At 61.6% G+C, this 20581-nt stretch carries 15 protein-coding genes; 5 read left to right on the forward strand and 10 right to left on the reverse strand.

Annotation, left to right across the window (positions count from 1 at the left end):
• Positions 1-20 precede the first annotated feature (20 nt).
• Entirely contained in the window at positions 21-809 is a 789-nt protein-coding gene (locus tag PQQ51_RS11335) for a sulfite exporter TauE/SafE family protein (protein ID WP_408496864.1), read from the forward strand.
• Between the two features lie 65 nt (positions 810-874).
• Here PQQ51_RS11335 and PQQ51_RS11340 read toward each other — a convergent pair whose 3' ends face one another.
• The gene (locus PQQ51_RS11340) at positions 875-1123 is read right to left on the reverse strand and encodes a hypothetical protein (RefSeq protein WP_408496865.1); all 249 of its coding nucleotides are present in this window, start codon (positions 1121-1123) and stop codon (positions 875-877) included.
• Positions 1124-1378: 255 nt separating this feature from the next.
• Positions 1379-1732: a BON domain-containing protein gene (locus tag PQQ51_RS11345; protein WP_408496866.1), complete on the reverse strand. Its 354-nt coding sequence runs from the start codon at positions 1730-1732 to the stop codon at positions 1379-1381.
• 709 nt (positions 1733-2441) lie between these two features.
• On the opposite strand from PQQ51_RS11345, the gene PQQ51_RS11350 reads away from it, so the two are divergent.
• The 3 genes from PQQ51_RS11350 (at position 2442) to PQQ51_RS11360 (ending at position 6129) form a co-directional block, all read left to right on the forward strand.
• Positions 2442-3953: a TAXI family TRAP transporter solute-binding subunit gene (locus tag PQQ51_RS11350; RefSeq protein WP_408496867.1), complete on the forward strand. Its 1512-nt coding sequence runs from the start codon at positions 2442-2444 to the stop codon at positions 3951-3953.
• Between the two features lie 288 nt (positions 3954-4241).
• Positions 4242-4892 carry a 2-hydroxychromene-2-carboxylate isomerase gene (locus PQQ51_RS11355; protein WP_408496868.1) on the forward strand — a complete coding sequence of 217 codons (651 nt, stop codon included), beginning with the start codon at positions 4242-4244 and terminating at the stop codon, positions 4890-4892.
• Between the two features lie 256 nt (positions 4893-5148).
• Entirely contained in the window at positions 5149-6129 is a 981-nt protein-coding gene (locus PQQ51_RS11360; protein ID WP_408496869.1) for a LysR substrate-binding domain-containing protein, read from the forward strand.
• A 45-nt stretch (positions 6130-6174) separates the two neighbouring features.
• On the opposite strand, the gene xdhC is transcribed toward PQQ51_RS11360, so the two are convergent.
• Genes xdhC through xdhA form a run of 3 tightly spaced genes read right to left on the reverse strand, consistent with a single transcriptional unit; the run spans position 6175 to position 10733 of the window.
• Entirely contained in the window at positions 6175-6741 is a 567-nt protein-coding gene (gene xdhC / locus PQQ51_RS11365) for a xanthine dehydrogenase accessory protein XdhC (RefSeq protein WP_408496870.1), read from the reverse strand.
• 51 nt (positions 6742-6792) lie between these two features.
• Positions 6793-9174, reverse strand: coding sequence for a xanthine dehydrogenase molybdopterin binding subunit (xdhB, locus tag PQQ51_RS11370; protein WP_408496871.1), 2382 nt, complete (start codon positions 9172-9174; stop codon positions 6793-6795).
• 29 nt (positions 9175-9203) lie between these two features.
• Entirely contained in the window at positions 9204-10733 is a 1530-nt protein-coding gene (gene xdhA / locus PQQ51_RS11375) for a xanthine dehydrogenase small subunit (protein WP_408496872.1), read from the reverse strand.
• A 389-nt stretch (positions 10734-11122) separates the two neighbouring features.
• Here xdhA and PQQ51_RS11380 point away from each other — a divergent pair, with 389 nt between their 5' ends.
• Positions 11123-12334 carry an MFS transporter gene (locus tag PQQ51_RS11380; protein ID WP_408496873.1) on the forward strand — a complete coding sequence of 404 codons (1212 nt, stop codon included), beginning with the start codon at positions 11123-11125 and terminating at the stop codon, positions 12332-12334.
• A gap of 131 nt (positions 12335-12465) precedes the next feature.
• Here the strand turns inward: PQQ51_RS11380 and PQQ51_RS11385 are convergent, their stop codons facing one another.
• The 5 genes from PQQ51_RS11385 to aspT all read right to left on the reverse strand — a co-directional run bounded on the left by PQQ51_RS11385 (position 12466) and on the right by aspT (position 20501).
• A complete protein-coding gene (locus PQQ51_RS11385) occupies positions 12466-13620 on the reverse strand; it encodes a hypothetical protein (protein WP_408496874.1) in 1155 nt (384 codons plus the stop codon).
• Positions 13621-14146: 526 nt separating this feature from the next.
• Positions 14147-15385: a pyridoxal-phosphate-dependent aminotransferase family protein gene (locus PQQ51_RS11390; RefSeq protein WP_408496875.1), complete on the reverse strand. Its 1239-nt coding sequence runs from the start codon at positions 15383-15385 to the stop codon at positions 14147-14149.
• Between the two features lie 225 nt (positions 15386-15610).
• The gene (locus PQQ51_RS11395; protein ID WP_408496876.1) at positions 15611-16678 is read right to left on the reverse strand and encodes a phage tail sheath family protein; all 1068 of its coding nucleotides are present in this window, start codon (positions 16676-16678) and stop codon (positions 15611-15613) included.
• 359 nt (positions 16679-17037) lie between these two features.
• Positions 17038-18705 (reverse strand): bifunctional aspartate transaminase/aspartate 4-decarboxylase, encoded by a 1668-nt coding sequence (locus tag PQQ51_RS11400; protein ID WP_408496877.1) that lies wholly within the window; start codon positions 18703-18705, stop codon positions 17038-17040.
• Between the two features lie 113 nt (positions 18706-18818).
• On the reverse strand, positions 18819-20501 hold the full coding sequence (gene aspT / locus PQQ51_RS11405) for an aspartate-alanine antiporter (protein ID WP_408496878.1): 1683 nt from the start codon (positions 20499-20501) through the stop codon (positions 18819-18821).
• Positions 20502-20581: the final 80 nt, after the last annotated feature.

Below are 20581 nucleotides of genomic sequence, written 5' to 3' on the forward strand. Positions count from 1 at the left end.
GGCCGTCAGCGGTCTCATCAATGGCTCTTCCCCACATCGAACTGCTGTATTCCGTCTCCGGCCTGTTCGTCGGTTTTCTGGTCGGACTGACGGGCGTCGGCGGCGGCTCGCTGATGACGCCGATCCTGGTGCTGCTGTTCAACGTGCACCCGGCCACCGCGGTCGGCACCGACCTGCTCTACGCGGCCGCCACCAAGGCAACCGGCACGCTGGTTCACGGCCTGAAGGGTTCGGTCGACTGGGGTATCACGCTGCGGCTCGCGGCCGGCAGCGTACCGGCCGCGACCATCACGCTGATCCTGCTGCATCGCTATGGGATGGATACGCCGGGCGCGAGCCGCCTGATCCAGGTGGTGCTCGGCGCGGCGCTGCTGGTGACCGCGGTGGCGCTGGTGTTTCGCCCGCAACTCGCGGCGCTCGGCGCGCGGCGTCGGCGCCCGACGAGCCAGGGGCGCACGCTGGCGCTCACCATTCTGACCGGCGCGATACTCGGCGTGCTGGTGTCGCTGACCTCCGTGGGCGCGGGCGCGATCGGCGTGACGGTACTGTTGCTGCTGTATCCGCTGTTGCCCACCACGCGTATCGTCGGCTCCGACATCGCTCATGCGGTGCCGCTCACGCTGCTCGCCGGCGCCGGGCACTGGCTGCTGGGTTCGATCGACTGGTCGATGCTGTTGTCGCTGCTGGTGGGTTCGCTGCCGGGCATCGCGATCGGCAGCTATCTGTCCTCACGCGCGCCGGATGCGCTGCTGCGCAACGTGCTGGCGGCGACGCTCACGCTGGTCGGCGTAAGACTCGTGCTGGCCTGAGGACGGTCTGAACCGCAACCCTGAACTGCAAACCTGACTGCAAACCGCCCGCAGGGAGCGAACGGCTATTTGAAGAAGCGGCAGGTCAGATCGGTCTCGAACTGTCTGACCCAACGGCCTTGACTGTCCCGATACGACTGCGCCCAGCCGCCGCGCCGCACGGTGACGAGGCGCTCGTGCGCCGCATCGTCCGGGTCCGGACACGCGCTGATGACAAAATGCGCCGGCGCGAAACCATGCCGCGCGCAAACCAGTTCGAAGGCGGCCCGATCGCCGATCGGCAGATCGGTATAGCGCAAAGGCGTGGTTTCCATAGCGTTGCTCCGGTTCCTACTTATCACAGTACGCTTCGCGCTATTTCGTTTGTGTGTCATAGCGCACGGACGGTCGCTGCGGCACCCGAGTTGGCGCGCCGGGCCGTCTGGAACCATCATCGCCGTTTAAAAATATTGCGCTGCGGAAAATAAAGCGAAAAAAAAGCTCCGGCGGATTGCCGGAGCCCTTGCATCAGCACACGTCGGAACGGCGCCGGGCGCCGCCCGGCCAGCCGATCCGATTTGCCGCGCGGCTTACTGCTGCTGCACGCTCAGCTTGTTCGACACCGACGTCACGCCTGCGACGCCCTTCGCGGCTTCGCCTGCTGCGTCGATCTGGCCCTGGTCGGGCACCGAACCCGTCAGCGTTACCGCGCCGCCACGTGCGCGCACGGCGATGTTCGACACGTCGATGCCTTGCGCCTTGGCCAGCGCGGCGCGCACTTTGCGGCCCAGTTGACCGTTGGCCTTTTTGGTTGCCTTGGCGCTGGCCGCCGGCGCTGCCGTCGTGCCCGTTGCCGGCGCATCGCTCGCCTGAGCGTAGACATTGCATGCCACCACCATCGCGACCACCGAGCCCAGCGTCTTCAGAAAACCGACCGATTTCATATCTTCTCCTTTGCTTCACATTGGACCGCATCTACCAAGCGGCTTCGTTACGACTACCTGCGGCCGGCGCGGACGCGACAATACGCGTCGGCGATGACCGACCATGACGTGCAACACGGAGTGCGAGAGGCGAAAGGAGCCGGCGGCCGTTGCCGCATGCGATGGCAGGCATGCAACGCGGCGCGGAAGCCGGCAAGCCGCGAAGTCCGTCGGCGCGCCCGGTTCTTGTCTGTCGTGCCGGGTCGCGCCGCGCGAAACGTCTAATCGCGGCAGCGATGCACAATTTAATCTAGCCGCGCCAGAATCGCAAAGGGTTTGATCATCCGCGCGCGACGAGGCATGCGTGAGGCATGCGGCGGGTGGGGTTCGGCTCACCGGTGATTTCATAGCCGGGCCATGCGCGGGGTCATGCTTTGTTCACGCGCGAGTCACGTCCTTTTCATGCGCGGGTCACGGGCGGTTCACGCGCAGTTCACGCGCAGTTCACGCGCAGTTCACGTTTTGTTACGCGTTTCTCGCCGCCACACGCCGCCGCGCGTGCCGCCATCGCGCGAATCTCAGGTACCATCGGCGCGACGTCCGCAGCCGCGCCGCATGCCCGGCGGCAAGCCAGGCATGGCGCGCGCAGCAACGTGGCCGTCCACGCGAGGCCGCTTGCGCGCCGCATCGCTTCCATTCACTTTCGACCGTAGAGCCGTCCCGTCATCCGATGAAGCCAGCCACCGGCCGCAAACGCCCTCCTCGCCTCGTCGCCCGTTTCGTGGCGATCTCCTGGCGCGATCTGGCGGTCTCGTTCGGTCCGATCCTGCTGATCGCCGCCGCGGCGATCTGGGTCGCCGTGCGCCTGATCCAGCCCGCGCCGCCGAGCACCCTCACTATCAGCGCCGGCCCCACGGGCAGCACCTTCTGGAACGCCGCGCAAAAGTACAAGGCGATCCTCGCGCGCAACCGCATCACGCTGAACGTGTTGTCCTCCGAAGGCTCGGTGGAAAACCTCAAACGGCTCTCGGACCCGCACTCGAACGTCGATGTCGGCTTCGTGCAGGACGGCCTCACGCACGGCTCGAACGACGATCTGGTGTCGCTCGGCAGCGTCGCGTACGTGCCGCTCGCGATCTTCTATCACGGGCCGACGGTCACGCGGCTCTCCGAGTTCAAGGGCCAGCGGCTCGCGGTCGGCGCAGAAGGCAGCGGCACGCGCGAACTGGCGCTCGCGCTGTTGAAGGCGAACGGTATCGAGCCAGGCGGCGCGACCCGACTGCTGCCGCTATCGGGCGACGACGCCGCACAGGCGCTCGTCTCCGGCAAGGTCGACGCGGCCTTTCTCGCGGGCGACTCCGCACAACCGGCGGTGATGGGCAAGCTTTACCGCACACCGAACGTGCAGTTCTACGACTTCACCCAGGCCGATGCGTACACGCGCCGTTTCCCGTATCTGACGCAACTCAGCGTGCCGATGGGTGCTTTCGACCTCGGCAAGAACCTGCCGTCGGCGCCGTTCCAGCTGGTGGCGCCGACCGTCGAACTGGTGGCGCGCGACTCGCTGCATCCCGCGCTATCGGATCTGCTGATCGAAGCCGCCCGCGAAGTGCATGGCAAAGCGAACATGCTGCAGCGCGCCGGCGAATTCCCCGCGCCGCACGCACACAGTTTCCCGATCAGCGACGACGCCGCGCGCTACTACAAGTCGGGCAAGAGCTTTCTGTACCGGGTGCTGCCGTTCTGGCTCGCGAGTCTCGCGGACCGGCTGCTGGTGGTGGTCGTCCCGCTGATCGTGCTGCTGGTGCCGGCGCTGCGCCTCGTGCCTTCGCTGTACGCGTGGCGCGTGAAATCGCGCATCTATCGCTGGTACGGCGCGCTGATCGCGATCGAGCGCAGCGCGCTCAGCGAGCATTCGGCGGCCGAGCGCGCGTCGCTGATCGAACGGCTCGACGCGATCGAAGATTCGGTGAACGGTCTGAAGATGCCGCTCGCGTACGCGGACCAGTTTTACGTGCTGCGCGAGCACATCGGCTTCGTACGCCGACGTCTGACACAGGCGCGCGACGGCTTCGGCGAGGTCGGCGAACCAGACTCGAACGACGCGCCACCGCCCGATGCTGGACGAACCACGGTTGCAGAGGAAACGCCAGAAGAACGCGGCGCAGCCGAGGCTGACGAAGTGAACCGGACCGGCGAGCCGGACGCGCCGAGTACACCGCCGGCCGGCCGACACGCGTAGGAACATCGCGCGGCGGCTGCCGCCGGTACAACCCGGCAGTCGACGCATCGACCACCCACCGCGTCCGGCTGAGGGCTGCCGGCCAAGCTGCCGCCCCGCCCACCGAACCGCCACCGCACCCGCCCACCGCCGCCCCTATCCATGACAGCCTGACGCCGCAACATCCACAACGCCCCTGTCGCACGGGAATCCCGTAGGTGCAAGCCGGGGCCGCACCGCGTAAGATCATCAGAATTCCGACGGTCCAGCAGATGCACTGTCCGGATCAAGCACCTGGGAGAGATCTATATGAACGCTGGCAACGACGCCACGCAGCCGCTGTGGTTTTACGATTTCGTTTCGCCGTTCACCTACCTGTTGCTCGAGCAACACGAAAAATGGCCGGGCTTCGACTTCACGTTCACGCCGGTCGTGCTGAACGACCTGTATCGCCACTGGGGCCAATCGCCGGCCTATAGCGTGCCCGCCAAGCGCACCTTCCTGTACCGGCACGCGCTGTTCCGCGCGGAGCAACTCGGCATTCCGTTCAAGATGCCGCCGGCCCACCCGTTCGAATCGATCAAGCCGTTGCTGCTTGCCACCGCGGTTCAGGGCGACATTCAATTTGTGCGCGAGATTTTCCGTTTCATCTGGCGCGAAGGCCGCGATCCGTCGAGCGACGCCGCGTTCGCCGAGCTATGCGAACGCGTCGGTCAGCCGGACGGTCCCGAGCTGATCAAAAACGCGGAGGTCGACGCACAGTTGCAGCGCAACACCGCGGACGCGATCAAGCTGGGCGTGTATGGCGTACCGACCTTCTATCTGAACAAGCAGTTGTTCTGGGGTGAAGACGCGCTGCCGATGGTGCTGTACTGCGCACGCACGCCGAACTGGCTCGACTCGAAAGAAGTGAAGCGGATCAGCAACCTGCCTTCGGGACTGGCGAAAAGCCGCACTTAGGCGAAGCGCGGGTAGGGGCGGCGAAGCCGCATCGGCCTCGTCCCCGGAGGAGTACAAGAGCGCGGCGTGAGCGCCCCGCGACATGTCCCGACTGCGCTGCTGATGCCGGCCATACCGCACCTGCTATGGCCGCTACACGGCAATCGGGCCTAAGGTTATGACCTTCGCGCCCCGCTCTCGCGACGCCTTCATCGCAAGCGGCTCCGTACCACGCTTCATCGCACCGATTCCGCCCGCATCGCACGCAGCCCGAACCATGGACGACACCGCCGCCTCTCTCGACATCTGGCTCGTGCGCGTGCTGCGCACGCTACTGGTCGAGCGCAGCGTGACGCAAACCGCGCTGCGTCTGAACCAGACTCAGCCCGCCATCAGCACCGCGCTGCGCAAACTGCGCGAAACGCTGAACGATCCGATCCTCGTGCGCGGCAAGTCCGGCATGGTGCCGACCGAATACGGCGAATCGCTGCTTGCGTCCGCGCAACGCGTGCTGCGCGAAGTCGATTTCGTCGCCACGCCGCACGGCGATTTCGATGCGAGCCGCTCGCGCCGCACCTTCCGCGTGGCGGCGCCCGATTATCTGAACGACTTCTTCATGCCCACCGTGATCGCGCAGTTTCGCGAAGCGGCGCCGCATGCGCGGCTGGAAATCGATTCGCTCAACCCGACGCTCGATCATTCCGCCGCGCTGGACGCGGGCGAACTGGATCTCGTGATCGGCAACTGGCCGAAGCCCGATCCGCGTTTCGAAAAAAGCGATCTGTTCTCCGATACGGTGGTATGCCTGATGCGCGCCGATCATCCGTTGACGCGCGCACCGTTGACCCGCGAGGCCTATCTCGCCGCGCCGCATCTCGCGCCCACGCCGTATAGCGGCGCGCGCGGCGGCGCGATCGACATCGGCTTCGCACGGGCGCGCGCCGAGCGGCGCATCGTCGCAACGCTGCCGTACTTCGGCCTCGTGCCGCAAACGCTGCTGCAATCGGACCTGATCTTCACGACGACGCGCCGCTTCGCGACGCACTACGCAGGCATCCTGCCGCTCGCGGTGGTCGAGGTGCCGATTCCGTTTCCGCGCATCAAGTGTTATCAGTTGTGGCATCCGCAGCCGGATCGGCCGAGCGATGTCGGCTGGCTGCGCACGTTGATGTCGAGCGTGTCGGACGGCCTCGTCGCGCAGAAGGTACGGCGTGCGAAACCGGCGCCGAAAAAAGCAACGTCAGCCGCGCTGGACTGACGTTTTCTGTTCGATGCGTCAAGCGCCGTGAAAGGCGCGCGCCGGTTAAACAGTCGCAAAAATCCTTTGCGTCGCCGCCTGAGCAACAGCCTGCCGGCAGCGCACCTGCAACAGTTCCGCACACACCGCGACGGCGATCGCCGGCGGCGCCTTGTCGACGATTCCCGTCACGCCGATCGGGCAGGTCATCTCCACCAGCCGGTCCGGATCCACACCACGTTGCAGCAAGCGGCGCTCGAATTTCACGCGCTTGGTCTGCGAGCCGATCATCCCGAAGTAGGTGAAATCGCGCCGCCGCATGATCCGCTCGGCGAGCGAAAAATCGAGCGCATGGTTATGCGTCATCACGAGAAAGTACGCGCCGGGCGGCGCCGTGTCGACGATCGCGTCGGGCGTGTCGGTCGCTTCGATCTGCACGTTGGCGGGCGTCTCGTCGGGGAACAGTTCGTCGCGCTCGTCGACCCACTGCACGACGCACGGCAGACTGCCGAGCAGCGCGACGAGCGCATGGCCGACGTGCCCCGCGCCGAACAGCACGATGTGCATCGGCGCCGGCCGCGGCGTTGCCACCGCGCTGCGCCGGCCGATCTGAACGGAAGACAGGTCGTTCATCGCAATCCTTCCCGTGGGTTTCGAAATCTGCACGATGGCGCTCCGTGACGGTTAAGCGTGTGTCGGCGACTGCCGCGCGGCCGCGGTCGCAGCCCGAACCGCGCCGACCGCTTTCAGGATTTCCTCGCTGGTCGCGGGCGCGTTCAGCGGCGGATTGACCTTGTGATCGCCCACGGCCGACACCGCGTCGCGCACCGCAAAGAACACCGAGAACGGCAGCAGCAGCGGCGGTTCGCCGGTCGCCTTCGAGCGGTGGATGCTGTCCTCCGCGTTGCGGTTCTTGAACAGACGCACGCGGAAATCAGGCGGCGTATCGTTGACGGTCGGAATCTTGTAGGTGGACGGCGCATGCGTCATCAGCTTGCCGCCTGCGTTCCACCACAGCTCTTCGGTGGTGAGCCAGCCCATCCCTTGAATGAACGCGCCTTCCACCTGGCCGACGTCGAGCGCCGGATTCAGCGATGCGCCCACGTCGTGCAACGCGTCCGCGCGCAGCACGCGCATTTCGCCGGTCAGCGTGTCGATCACCACTTCCGACACGGCCGCGCCGTACGAGTAGTAGTAGAACGGCCGGCCTTGCAGCTTCGCTTGATCCCAGTAGAGCTTGGGCGTCGCATAGAAACCGTCGGACCACAACTGGACCCGCGCGACGTAAGCCTTCGCGATCACTTCCTCGAACGGCACGGCCACCTCGCCGACCAGCACGCGGTCGTGCGCGAAACGCACTTGCGACGCTCTCACGTTGCCGTCGCCGAAACGCTCGGCGGCGAACGCCGACAGACGTTCGCGCAACTGGCGCGCGGCGTCCTGCGCGGCCTTGCCGTTCAGATCGGAACCGGTCGACGCCGCGGTCGCCGACGTGTTGGCGATCTTGCTGGTATCCGTGGCTGTCACGCGGATGCGGTTGAAGCCGACGCCGAGTTCATGCGCGACCACCTGCGCGACCTTCGTGTTCAAGCCCTGGCCCATCTCGGTGCCGCCGTGATTCACCAGCACCGAGCCGTCGGTGTAGATGTGCACGAGCGCGCCTGCCTGGTTGAAGTGCGTCACGTTGAACGCGATGCCGAACTTGACCGGCGTCAGCGCGAGGCCCTTCTTCAACACGTCGTTGTTCGCGTTGAACTCATTGATCGCCGCGCGCCGCGCGCGATATTCGCTGGTCGCTTCGAGTTCGTCGATCAACTCGTGAATCACGTTGTCTTCGACGATCTGGCCGTACGGCGTCTGGTTGCGCTCGGTCTTGCCGTACAGATTGCGACGCCGCACGTCGAGCGCATCGACGCCCACCGAACGCGCGACGTTGTCCATGATGTATTCGATCGCGAACGCGCCTTGCGGACCGCCGAAGCCGCGAAACGCGGTGTTCGACTGCGTGTTGGTCTTGCCGCAGAAACCGTCGATCGTCACGTCGGAGAGCCAGTACGCGTTATCGAAATGGCACAGCGCGCGCGTCATCACCGGACCGGACAGGTCGGCGGAAAAACCGCAGCGCGACGTCATGTCGACCGTCACGCCGTCGATCACGCCGCGATCGTCGTAGCCCACTTCGTACGTGTAGTGGAAGTCGTGGCGCTTGCCGGTGACCATCATGTCGTCGTCGCGGTCCGGACGCAGTTTGACCGGGCACAGCAGCTTCCACGCGGCGAGCGCCGCGCAGCACGCGAACAGGCCCGATTGCGATTCCTTGCCGCCGAAGCCGCCGCCCATCCGGCGGCATTCGATCAGCACGTTATGCGACGCCACGCCCAACGCATGCGCGACCATGTGCTGCATTTCGGTCGGGTGCTGCGTCGAACAGTAGACGTGCATGCCGTCGTCGTCCTTCGGCACCGCGTACGAGATCTGCCCTTCCAGATAGAACTGCTCCTGACCGCCGAGCAGCATCTCGCCGGCTTCGCGATGCGCGGCGCGCGCGATCTTCGTGCCGGCCTCGCCGCGCGCGAGTTTCATCGGCGGCAACACATGCCGGTTCGCGGCGCGCGCCTGTTGCGCGGTCAGAATCGCCGGCAGCTCTTCGTACACGACTTCCGCGCGGCGCGCGGCAAGCCGCGCCGTTTCGTGCGACGTCGCGACCACGATGAACATCGGCTGGCCGACGTATTGCACGACGCCGTCCGCGAGAATCGGATCGTCGCCGTGAATGATCGGACCGACGTCGTTGACGCCCGGAATGTCTTCCGCGGTAAAGATCGCGACCACGCCGGGCGTGGCGCGCACTTTGGCGAGCGACATCGACACGATCTTCGCGTGCGCTTTCGGCGACAAACCAAGCGCGGCGTGCAGCGTACCGGCGAGCGTCGGGATGTCGTCGGTGTAAGTGGCGCGGCCGCTCACGTGCAGATGCGCGGACTCGTGCGGACGCGAAATGTGGACCTGGGTGAAGTCTGCTTCTGCCTGAAGGTCTTTCAGGAACGGTTCGGCTTGCTGATTCATCGTGTGGTTCTCCGTATCCTCGTGGCGTCTCAGGCGCTCGCGCCGGCCGGCGCGCAGGCGGCGGCGACCGCGCGCACGTCGAGCGCGCTCTTCGGCAGCGGATTGTTCGGACGCGTTTCGAGCCAGAAGCGGTACAGCGTGTTCTTCGCCGCTTCGAGCCGGTAGTGGCTGGTGGCGCGCATGTCGGACAGCGGCGCGTAGTCGGTGCCGAGCGCGAGCATCGCGGCTTGCGCGGTGGCTTCGTGCCATTCGGCGTCGCGCAGCACGGCTTCGGCGTGTGTCGCGCGCTTCGAGGTCGCGGCCATCCCGCCGAACGCGATGCGCGGCTCGCGAATCAGGTTGCCGTCGGCGATGAACGAGAACGCGGCGCACACGGCCGAGATGTCCGAATCGAAACGCTTTGAGAGCTTGTACGTGCGGAATTGCAGGTTCGCACGTGCGCCGGTGCGCGTCGGCACCTTCACGCCGACGACGAACTCGTGCTCCGCCATGTCCTTCTTCTGATACGCGAGGTACAGATCCTCGAGCGGCATCTCGCGTTCGATGTCGCCGCCGCGCACGATCACATGCGCGCCGAGCGCGATCAGGCCCGGCATCGAATCGCCGATCGGCGAACCGTTCGCGACATTGCCGCCGAGCGTGCCCGCGTTGCGGATCGGCAGCGACGCAAAGCGCTGCCACATTTCGTTCAGTTCCGGATACTGCTTCGCGATTTCCGCGTAGGCCTTCTCGACCGTCACGCCCGCGCCGATCTCGATCCACTCGCCGTTCGTTTCGAGCTTCTGCAATTCGGCGATCTGGCCGACGTAGACGATGTCGCCGAGTTCGCGCATCTGCTTGGTGACCCACAGGCCGATGTCCGTGCTGCCCGCGAGAATGCGCGTGGCGGGCGCGGCTTGCTTGATTTGCGCGAGTGCTTCGACGGTGCGCGGCGCGTTGAATTGCTGGCCGGCGTGCTGGTAGTGGAACGTGTCGTGACGCTCGAGCGTGGCGAGCGTGTTCGACAGCGTGTCGAGGTTCACCGGCGCCTTGGGTGCGGGCGCTTCGAACATGCGCACGGCCGCGTCGACGATCGGACGATAGCCGGTGCAGCGGCACAGGTTGCCGGTCAGCGCGTTGCTGATCGTTTCGCGCGACGGCACCGTTTTGTTCGCGCAGCCATGTTCGTGGCCGTGCTTCTCGTACAGCGACCACATCGACATCACGAAACCCGGCGTGCAGAAGCCGCATTGCGAGCCGTGGCATTCCACCATGGCTTCCTGCACCGGATGCAGCGAGCCGTCCGGCTGGCGCAAATCTTCGACGGTGTAGAGCGCTTTGCCGTCGAGCGTCGGCACGAACTGGATGCACGCGTTGACCGCCTTGAAGTCGACGCCGCCCTTTGCGTTGCGCTCGCCGATCACGACCGTGCACGCGCCGCAGTCGCCTTCGGCGCAACCTTCCTTGGTGCCGGTGCAATGCGCGTCTTCGCGCAGATACTGCAGAACGGTGCGGGTGACGGGCGCATCCTTGATCTCGCGGATCGCGTTGCGGTGGTAGAAGCGAATCGGCTCGGTCATGTCTCTAACTCTCGAATGTTCTGTGTCCGTGGGGACGTGCTGCGAGGATGGTTCGAAAACTATCACCGTCAATAAATCCAACCCATAGGCACGGTCGCATGCGGGATATATTGCGGGGACGATAAAGAGATGGGTTTTGACAGCGGTCTGCTTATGTTGATGTGGCCGATTCGGCTATATTTGTTAATTTTTGCGGATATTGAGCCATCGAAAAAACCCTTGAGACCTGAGATCAGGTGCTGAAAGCGACCGTTTGCCGGATGAAACGGCTCGCCCGATGATTATCTGCCCCCGTTTCTATCGGACAATTTATTAAGCGAATCCTGCAAGAGAATCGGTTCCATGGGAAAATCACACCTTCCCCGCCGTTTTCAAGTCTCGTTTTCCCCATGTCCACCGACTCAGCAACACCCCGCAGCGAATTTGCGACCACCATGCAGATCATTCCGGTCGTCTTTTTCACGTTTCTTTGCTACCTGACGATCGGTATCCCCCTGGCGGTGCTGCCCGGCTATGTCCACGACGATCTGGGTTACAGCGCGGTGCTGGCCGGCGCGGCGATCAGCGTGCAATACCTCGCAACGCTGGCGTCGCGGCCGCTGGCCGGACGTTCGGCGGACACGCTTGGGCCGAAGCGCACGGTGTCGATCGGTTTGATGGGCTGCGGCGCGAGTGGGGTTTTGCTGCTGGCGGCGGTGTTGTGCGGGCGCTGGCCGGTACTGAGCCTTGGGTTGCTGGTGTGCAGCCGGCTGGTGTTGGGCTTCGGCGAAAGTTTGTGCGGGACGGGCGCGATTCTTTGGGGCATCGGGCGGGTCGGGACCAGCAATAACGCACGGGTGATTTCGTGGAACGGCATCGCGACGTATGGCGCGCTGGCGGTCGGTGCGCCGCTCGGGGTAGCGATTGCTCATGGCGTCGGGTTTGCTGCGCTGGGGATTCTGGTGATTCTGCTGGCGGCGTTGGGTTTTTATCTCGCGCGTCCGATTGCGCCGGTGCCGATCGTGCACGGTGAGCGGATGTCGTATCGAAGCGTGTTCACTCGCGTGCTGCCGCATGGGATCGGGTTGGCGCTGGGTTCGGCCGGGTTTGGCTCGATTGCTACGTTCATCACGCTGTTTTATGCCGCGCGGCATTGGCCGAATGCGGCTTTGTCGTTGACGGTTTTCGGCACGCTGTTTATCGGCGCGCGTTTGTTGTTTGCCAATACGATCAGGACGTATGGCGGTTTTCGCGTGGCGATTGTTTCGTTTACGTTCGAATGCGCCGGATTGTTGATGCTGTGGCTCGCGCCTGAGCCGCATATCGCTCTCGCAGGAGCGGCGTTGACCGGGTTTGGGTTTGCGCTGGTGTTTCCTGCTCTGGGTGTTGAGGCTGTGGGGCTGGTGCCGCCGGCGAGTCGTGGGGCGGCGCTTTCCGCTTATTCCGTGTTTCTCGATCTTTCGCTGGGGATTACCGGGCCGCTGGCTGGGTATATTGCCGGGGAGTTTGGGTATGGGTCGGTGTTTCTGTTTGCGGCGGCGGCCTCGGCAGCGGCGGTTGTTTTGTCGACGATGATGTATTTGCGTAGTGTGCGGGCGCCGAATGTGCCTGCTGCGGGTTGAGCCTGAAACCGAGTTTGGCAAGATGCTGGCGTGAACGGATTTTTAGGCCAAAGCGCTTTACTAAGCTGTATTGGCATGACCATCAGCCGTGGGGACGCTGAGCCAACTGCTAGAACACGCCATCGTGAATATTACGTCTTCATGATGAATGCCAAAATATAATATGGCACAGTTATCGGTACATTATGGGTATGGTTTTGTGTACCAGTATTAAAAACTAAATCGTGCGCGTGAGATTGACTGCCGCCCACTTTCTCGGTTGAGAGTTGCGACGCATAATCGCCGCTATGGGCACCTTGCATCGGCATGTAATAATTCCCACCGCCATCCTCTTTGAAATTGTCCCAATTTACCACGTAGATGGGATCAGCATTAGTATTCCCCCCCTTCGAAAGCACGTTGTGATCGTGTGCTGGCATCTGGTTTAAGGTTAAAGCCACATCCTTCGTTTTTCCAGAAAGATTCAGAGTTCCAGAGTCGGTAACCGCCGTGAAATTCTTGTTACTTTTATCTCCCGTTAGAGTGCTCGTACTCGCGCCACCGATATCGCTAGCAGCCCCTCCCACGATAAATCGGTTAAGCAAATTTGGAGTACCATTCGTTCCGTCACATAATACCCATCCTGTGGGAATGCCTTTCCCATCAGGATTGGAAAACATCATAATCATGCCTTTCGGAAGAACGTGAGCGGGATCGATACTGATACCATCAGAACTCACAGTAATGCCGCCCGCTGACTTCACTTTCACCGTCAACGCACCGTTATCAGAATCAAAGTAAAGACCATTGCCGCGATTTATGAACACGCCTCCACTGTCGACGTCAAGACCGTAGCCGGTATGTACCTCAACCGTCACCGCACCACTGTCAAAATAAATGCCATTGCCTGCCTTCACAGCCACGGCTCCATCCTTGATTTCAAGACCGGAGCTGCTGTTTAAATTAACCGACAACTTCCCCATATTGGCAGGATCGGTGTCAGACGCTATCGACAACCCGGCCCCGATCGTATTGTTTGTCTGATCCGGGCTCTGCCCCACCGCGCGTCGCCCGCATTCCGCAATGTCGATCAGATTACCGAAATCCGTCGACAGCGGAATACTGCCGGCGGCAAAACGGTTTTTCAGATCTGAAGTCGTTACATCAGTAACGGTAGTCGATACGTTTGATTTCACTTCTCCCCCCGCGACGTCTTTTCCCGACGTCGCGCGGGAGGTTTTTTTAGCCGTTACCGGCTTCGAATCGTCTTTCCCGCCTTCTGACGCCGATACTTTTTTTTCAGCCATCGCTTACTCCTGATAGTCCATTCGATTCGCCTGAATCCGAAAAATTGCAAACCAGCAAACCGTCGTGTATGCAAAAAATCACTACCGCACGGACGGTAATGCGTCTTCGGCAAAAAAGCAGGCGATCGAAAACCGGATAAAATGGAACCGACTAACAGCAGCGCCGATCTGGCCTGACTGCGCATGAAGAACGGTTTGTGCGTTCGCTACTCGTTTGCGGTTGATATCAGCTTAAGAGATAAACATCTATTTCCAAGAAAATTCTGCGTATTTCCTTGGAAATTCCCCCGAAAAATTACGATGCCGAAATCAATTATCCGATGTATTGCACAGATTAAAACAGCTACCCATCCACAAAAATCCTCGCAAACGGAGAGCCATATATCATCGATCATTATTATTCAATCAGCGTCAGTATTTTTTAATAATCAACAGTCTGAAGCTGCGACACGGCTGCGCATGATACCGGGCGGCAAGCCGCCCGCATCCGGCCGCGTCACCCGGCAGAGAATCTCAAGCAAACACGCTACCGCACCGCAGCCCGTGCCCCACCCGACAACGACTTCTCCAACGCCGCCACCCCCGCCGGCAAATCCACCGCCGCGCCCAGATCGAGCATCGTACGACCCAGCGCATGCAGCGTCCTGAACAGATTGTGTTCGCGGCACTGCTCGCCCATTTGCCCGATGCGCACGATCGGCAAGCCGAACGAGCCCGAAATTTCCACCTGATGCTGACGCGAGATGTGTGCGCAGATATCGCCGGGACTCAAGCCGTCCGGCGCCTCGATTCCCACCACCGAATTGAGCCGGCAAGCCTGCGGCGTATAAAGCTTCAAACCCAGCGCAGAAATGCCTTCCTGCAACGCCAACGAACATTTCAAATGCCGCGCAAACCGCTTCTCCAGCGTCTCCGCGCAAACCAGCCGCAAAGCCTCATGCAAAGCCAGCACGCCCGACACCGGCGCCGTGTAGTGATACCCCGCGTTGTGCCAGAAATTCTCAGCGAGCGACGCATCCAGACACCAATGCGCATTCGGCGCGGTGCGCCCCTTCACCCGCGCCCAGGCCGCGTCGGAGAACGCAATCAACGACACCCCAGGAATCGACGACAACCCCTTCTGCCCACCGGTAATCACCGCATCGATACCCCACGCGTCCATCTCGAGCGGCATCGTGCTCAGCGTACACACCGCGTCGACGATCACCAGCGCGCCCGCGGCTTTCGCCAATGCGGCGATGTCCTTCAGGTGGTAATTCCACACAGTGTTCGACGTCTCGCCCTGCACCACCGTCACGATCTCGGGGCGCTCACGGCGAATCGCTTCCGCGACCTGTTCGAGGCTCGCCACCGAGCGGTCGTCGACATCGAGCGTACTGACCCGCGCACCGACGCGGCGGCCCATCTCGGCCATCCGCTCGCTGAAGAAACCATTGCGAATGCTCAACACCCGCGTACCTTCCCACGCGAGATTCGAGATCGCCATTTCCATCGCTGCTGAACCCGGCCCTGCCACGCCCAGCACCCATTTCGAATTCGTCTGGAACACATAGCGCGCCATCGTCTTTACCTGGCCGATCACCTTCACCATCGTGTTGCCGAGGTGATTGATCACCACCGTATTGGCCTTGGCGACCGCCGCGGGAATCGGCACGGGGCCGGCGCCCATCATCAGCAACGGCTCTTCGGGAAGAATGGCGTCGAGCGATTCGACAACCGGGCAGGGTACTAGGGTCGCAACGGAGGAAGAAGATGAGGTGGGCATGATCGGTACGTGAATGTCAGGACGCAAAGGAACAAGCGGCCCCGCCAGCAGTGATACTGGCGGGGCCGTTCGACCGATCATTCACCGATGCACGCGATTGCGCAAGGATTTTGTCTATGCCTGGCGCAATTTCAAGGAATGGCGCGTTGTCGCACCGCTGTTTCTGTTAAATCACTGTCGCCATTGCCGTAGATGCGGCTTCATTACCATTCCTGAGACAAACCGCTACGCGGCCATATTCTGGGTAAATTGCAGAATAATAAATTCCGCTGGACGCACGGCTGCCATTCCCACTGTCATTATCATTTTTCCCTGCGCGATGTCATCGGATGTCATGGTCTCGCCTTCGCCGATCTGAACGAAATAGGCATCTTTCTCCGTATCGCCCATTAATGCTCCCGCTGTCCATAACCTACTCAGGTAGGACGTGGCGGCATGACGCAGCTTTTCCCAGGTTGGTGCATTGTTCGGCTCGAACACCAGTTTCTGGACGGCCAGACCGATGTCACGTTCGGCACTATTGAACAGACGTCTTACCGATATATAGCGCCAGTCGCTGCTATCTTCGAGCGTTCGGGCTCCCCACACCAACGTACCACGGTCATTGAAACTCCGAATCATGTTGATCGCCGCGCCGGAATTATATAAACCTTGCAAATCGTCAGTCACCCGATCCTGCAGCGTGTAGTTTGAAGGCAAGGCAATATTGGCTGGCGCCTTCCATACACCACGCGTTCGATCTGACACACAATAAAGTGCGGCCATTATCACACTGGCCGGAATGTCCTTGGTCTCATAACCAGGCCAGTCGACATTTAACGCCGGATAGTAAACAGCCGCGCCAGACTGGCTCACATAATCCTGATTGGCTGTACCCGCGGCAAAAGCACCTGCACTCGGAACGCAGTCCAGAATCGCGAACCTCCCGGTTCCCGGCGCGCACAGGTCTCTGACGTTGGAAGTGTTGATATCACTGGCGCTACTCCCGCCTCCAACAATCAATGTAATGTCGTCGTAGTGAGACACCACTGCCAGCACATTTGCGTGACTCGTCGAATAACAGGGGCCACCTCCGCATTCAAAATATGCTTTCAGGTGACGGGCATCTTTCACGACCTGGTCGTCCGATCCAAAGTCGGCGACAACATCGAGATAATTTTCGTACCTTTCCACGCTATAACCAGTGTTATATCTTCCTATAATTGGAACCGCTGTAGGAAGTGTATTAATTGAAATAATAGGAGAAGCATCCTCCACGACATAAACACCGGGATAGCTGACTTCGATTGTCATAGTGGCCTCGAAAAACCGTAATCTTAAATACGAATTTTTTCAACTGAAAATCTCGCTCAACCGCACTGAACGTACTCTACTAAACGAGATTTATTTTTCAAGGCGCCACAGCAGATCTAATGAAAAAAATAATAATTATTACTACAACAAAAAATCAATCTATACGATTATATAAATTTATTAAACAATACCATCCCCGACGCATTCAGGATCAAACCATTCAATGGTGAATTAACGAATTTATGGAAGTAGTAACGGCCGTAATTTCAGAATGTCCCGCCACGCACGGCCCTCACAAACCGGACAACAGCGCCGCAAAACCGAACAACGGGCGGCCCTCCCGAGCCGCCCGTCTCACATCACTTCACCTTGGACTTATCAAGCTTCTTCCCAGTCGCAGCGTTATACCGCTCCACATACTCCTCGATCAGCTTACGCATCGCGCGGCCGATCTGCCGATAATCCGACTCGTTCAGATTGGCGAGCGACACCCGTCCCGACGGATGCTGCGTACCGAATCCACGCCCCGGCAACAACACCACCCGCGCCTCGCGCGCGAGTCGGAACAGCAGTTCGGATGGCTCGATATTCTTCAACAGCCACTCGACGAAGTCGCGCCCGAACATCCGCTCGCCGAGGAACTCGATGTCGAGAATCGTGTAGTAGTCGACCTGATTCGGATCGTCGTCGGCGAACGAAATGCCGACCTCTTCGTACAACGCCTGCTTGCGTTTGCGAATCAGACGCTTCAGCGCGTTCTTGTACGCGTCGGGTGTGTCCATCAGCGAGAACAGTGAGAACAACACCATCTGCACCTGCTGCGGCGTCGACAAACCCGCCGTATGGTTCAGCGCGACGGTACGGCTGTCGGCCACCAGACGATCGATGAACTTCAGCTTGTCCGGTTCGGTCGTGATCGATTCATAGCGCTCGTGCAACTGCTTCTTCGCGTCCTTCGGCAGTTCGGCGATCAGCTTGTCGAGCACGTTGTCGCGATGCGTCGCGATCGTGCCAAGCCGCCAGCCGGTCGCACCGAAATACTTCGAGTACGAGTACACGAGGATCGTGTTCTTCGGCGCGAGCGCAAACAGCGACACGAAGTCGTCGGCAAAGGTGCCGTACACGTCGTCGGTCAGCAGGATCAAGTCGGGCCGTTCCTTGACGATATCGGCAATGTACTGAAGGCTCTCGTCGTCGATCTTCACCGAAGGCGGATTGCTCGGGTTCACGAGGAAAAACGCCTTAACCTTCGGGTCGCGCAGCTTGTCCAGTTCCTTCTTCGAATACTGCCAGCCGTTGGCGACGTCGGCTTCGAGATTGACCACGTTCAACTGATAGTCGTTCAGGCGCGGAATCTCGATGTACGGCGTAAAGATCGGCATGCCGAGCGCGATCGTGTCGCCCGCCTTGATCAGGTGGTTCTCGCGCAGCGTGTTGAAGATGTAGGTCATCGCCGCCGTGCCGCCTTCCACCGCGAACACGTCGAATTCGCCGACGAACGGATGGTGGCCGATCATCTCCTTACGCAAATACTGGCCGACGATCAGTTCAGACAACTTCAGCATCCGGTCCGGCACCGGATAGTTCGACGCGAGAATCCCCTCGCACATTTCGTAGAGGAAATCGCCCGCCGACAAACCGAGCTGGTCGCGCACATACGACACCGCGCCACGCAGAAAATCGATGCCGGACACGCCCTTGTTCTCGCGCAGGAATAGATCGAAGCGTTCTTCGAGGCCTTCGCGGCGCGGAAAACCGCCGACGCCTTCCGGCATGTACGCGAACGAGCGCTCCGATTCGCGCATCGCAAAGAGGCCGAGTTGCCAGAAGCCGTGGCGCGGAATCGTCGCGAGGAAATTGGGGTTGCCGCGCCCGGCGTTGAGCATCGACGCATTGGCGGGACGCTCCACCGCGCCGCCGCCGGCTGCCTTGATCAGCTCGTCCTTCAATTCGAATGGGCTGAGCGCCGCGAAACCGGCTTGCGCCATGTCGCCGCCCTGCTTCTTGCCGTCTTTCTCTTTTGCCATGATGCGTTCTCCAGTGTTCAAGGGAATGACGCCGGCGTGACGAACGGTTGTCGCCTGGTCGTCGCCTGTCGCCGGCATGAGAGATCGATAGATGAATGCGCGCTAAAACGCGTCTAGACCAGCCCGACCACCAGCGGTCCGAGCAAGGTCAGCGCGACGTTGGCGATCGCATAAGTGATCGCGAACGGCACGGTGGAGACGGCGCTTTCGGTCTTGTCGAGCACGCCGCCGAAAGCCGGATTCGCGCTGCGCGAGCCCGACAGCGCACCGGCCAGAATCGCCGCGTTCTTGTAGCCCAGCACGTAGCGGCCGAACAGCATGGTCAGCAACAGCGGGAACAACGTGACGAACACGCCGAGCAGGAAAATCGTCACGCCGCTTTGCTTGACCGTCACGACCGCCTGCAAGCCGGAATTCAACCCGACCACGGCGACGAACGCCGCAAGCCCGAAGTCCTTCAGCAACTGCGAGGCCGCCGTCGGCATCACGCCGTACATCGGATGCTTGCCGCGCATCCAGCCGAACAGCAAGCCGGCCAGCAGACAGCCGCCGCCCGAACCGAGCGTGAGCGGAATGCCGGCTACGTTCACGACGATCAGGCCGATCAGCAGACCGAGCACGAGACCCACGCCCATGTAGATGAAGTCGGTCTTGATGGTGTACGGCAACTCGTAGCCGGCGGCGTCGACCGCGCGTTTGGTGTCTTTCGGCGAACCGTAGAAGGTGATCACGTCGCCGTGTTCGAGTTTGGTCTCCGGCAGAATCGGCAGCGGCTGTCCGGCCCGCGACGCGCTCTGGATGAACACGCCGTGGCGCAAGTCGCGATCCACCACTTCGCGCGCGGCGGCGATCGTCGTGTGGTTCATGCCTTTGCGCGTGAACACGCCTTCGCGCGTTTGCATCACCACGCCGATGTCGTCGACATTGGCGATCTCGTTGCCGTTCGCGCCGAACGCGACCACCGCCTCGCGACGACCCACCACCAGCACTTCGTCGTTCAGTTGCAAAGTCAGATCGGGCGTCGGGTCGAGGCTCTTGCCATCGCGCTTGATCCGCTCGATCGTCAGCATGTCCTGATGCAGCGTTTCGACCGCCTTGACCGTTTTGCCCGCGCTGACGTCGATCCTGTACGCGCGGCCAACCAGTTCGGGCAACGCCTGGATCTGTCCCGCGCCGAGCGTGGGTCCGCCGGACGAGAGCTCACGTTCGGCGTCGATCGCGGCCTCGCGCAAACCTTGCCCCATGAACTTCGGCAGTATGTTCACGCAGACGATGATCGCGCCAAGCGAGCCGAACACGTAGGTCACCGCATAGGCGATCGCCACGTCCGATTGCAGCGACTTGACCTCGTCGGCGGGCAGGCCGAGACGCGCGATCGCGTCGCCCGCCGTGCCGATGATCGCCGACTGCGTCAGCGCGCCGCCCGCGAGCCCGGCGGCCAGGCCCTTGTTCAGGTGGAACAGCTTCGCGCAGATCACCACGGTGACGAGCGCGGACACCGCAAGAAAGATCGCCATCGCAATTTCGCGCAGCGTTTTGCGGTTCAGCGAGTTGAAGAAGCCTGGGCCAGAGTCGTATCCGACCGCGTAGATGAAGACGGCGAACATCACCGACTTCACGCCGTTGTCGATCGTCACTCCTGCCTGACTGATCACGACAGCCGCCAGCAACGAACCACCCACGCCGCCTAACTGGAATTTGCCGAATTTGATCTGCCCGATGAAGTAACCGACCGCGAGCGACAGAAACAGCGCGATCTCGGGTGATTTCTGAAAAATATGGTGTAGCCAGTCCATCGTTTTCCTCACTTGATAGTTGGCGTTGCGGAGTACAGGTGATACAGGCGCGCGAGGCCCGTGGCGCTCACGCGCAGACG

This window comes from Paraburkholderia xenovorans, assembly GCF_046030735.1.
GTDB lineage: Bacteria > Pseudomonadota > Gammaproteobacteria > Burkholderiales > Burkholderiaceae > Paraburkholderia > Paraburkholderia xenovorans_A.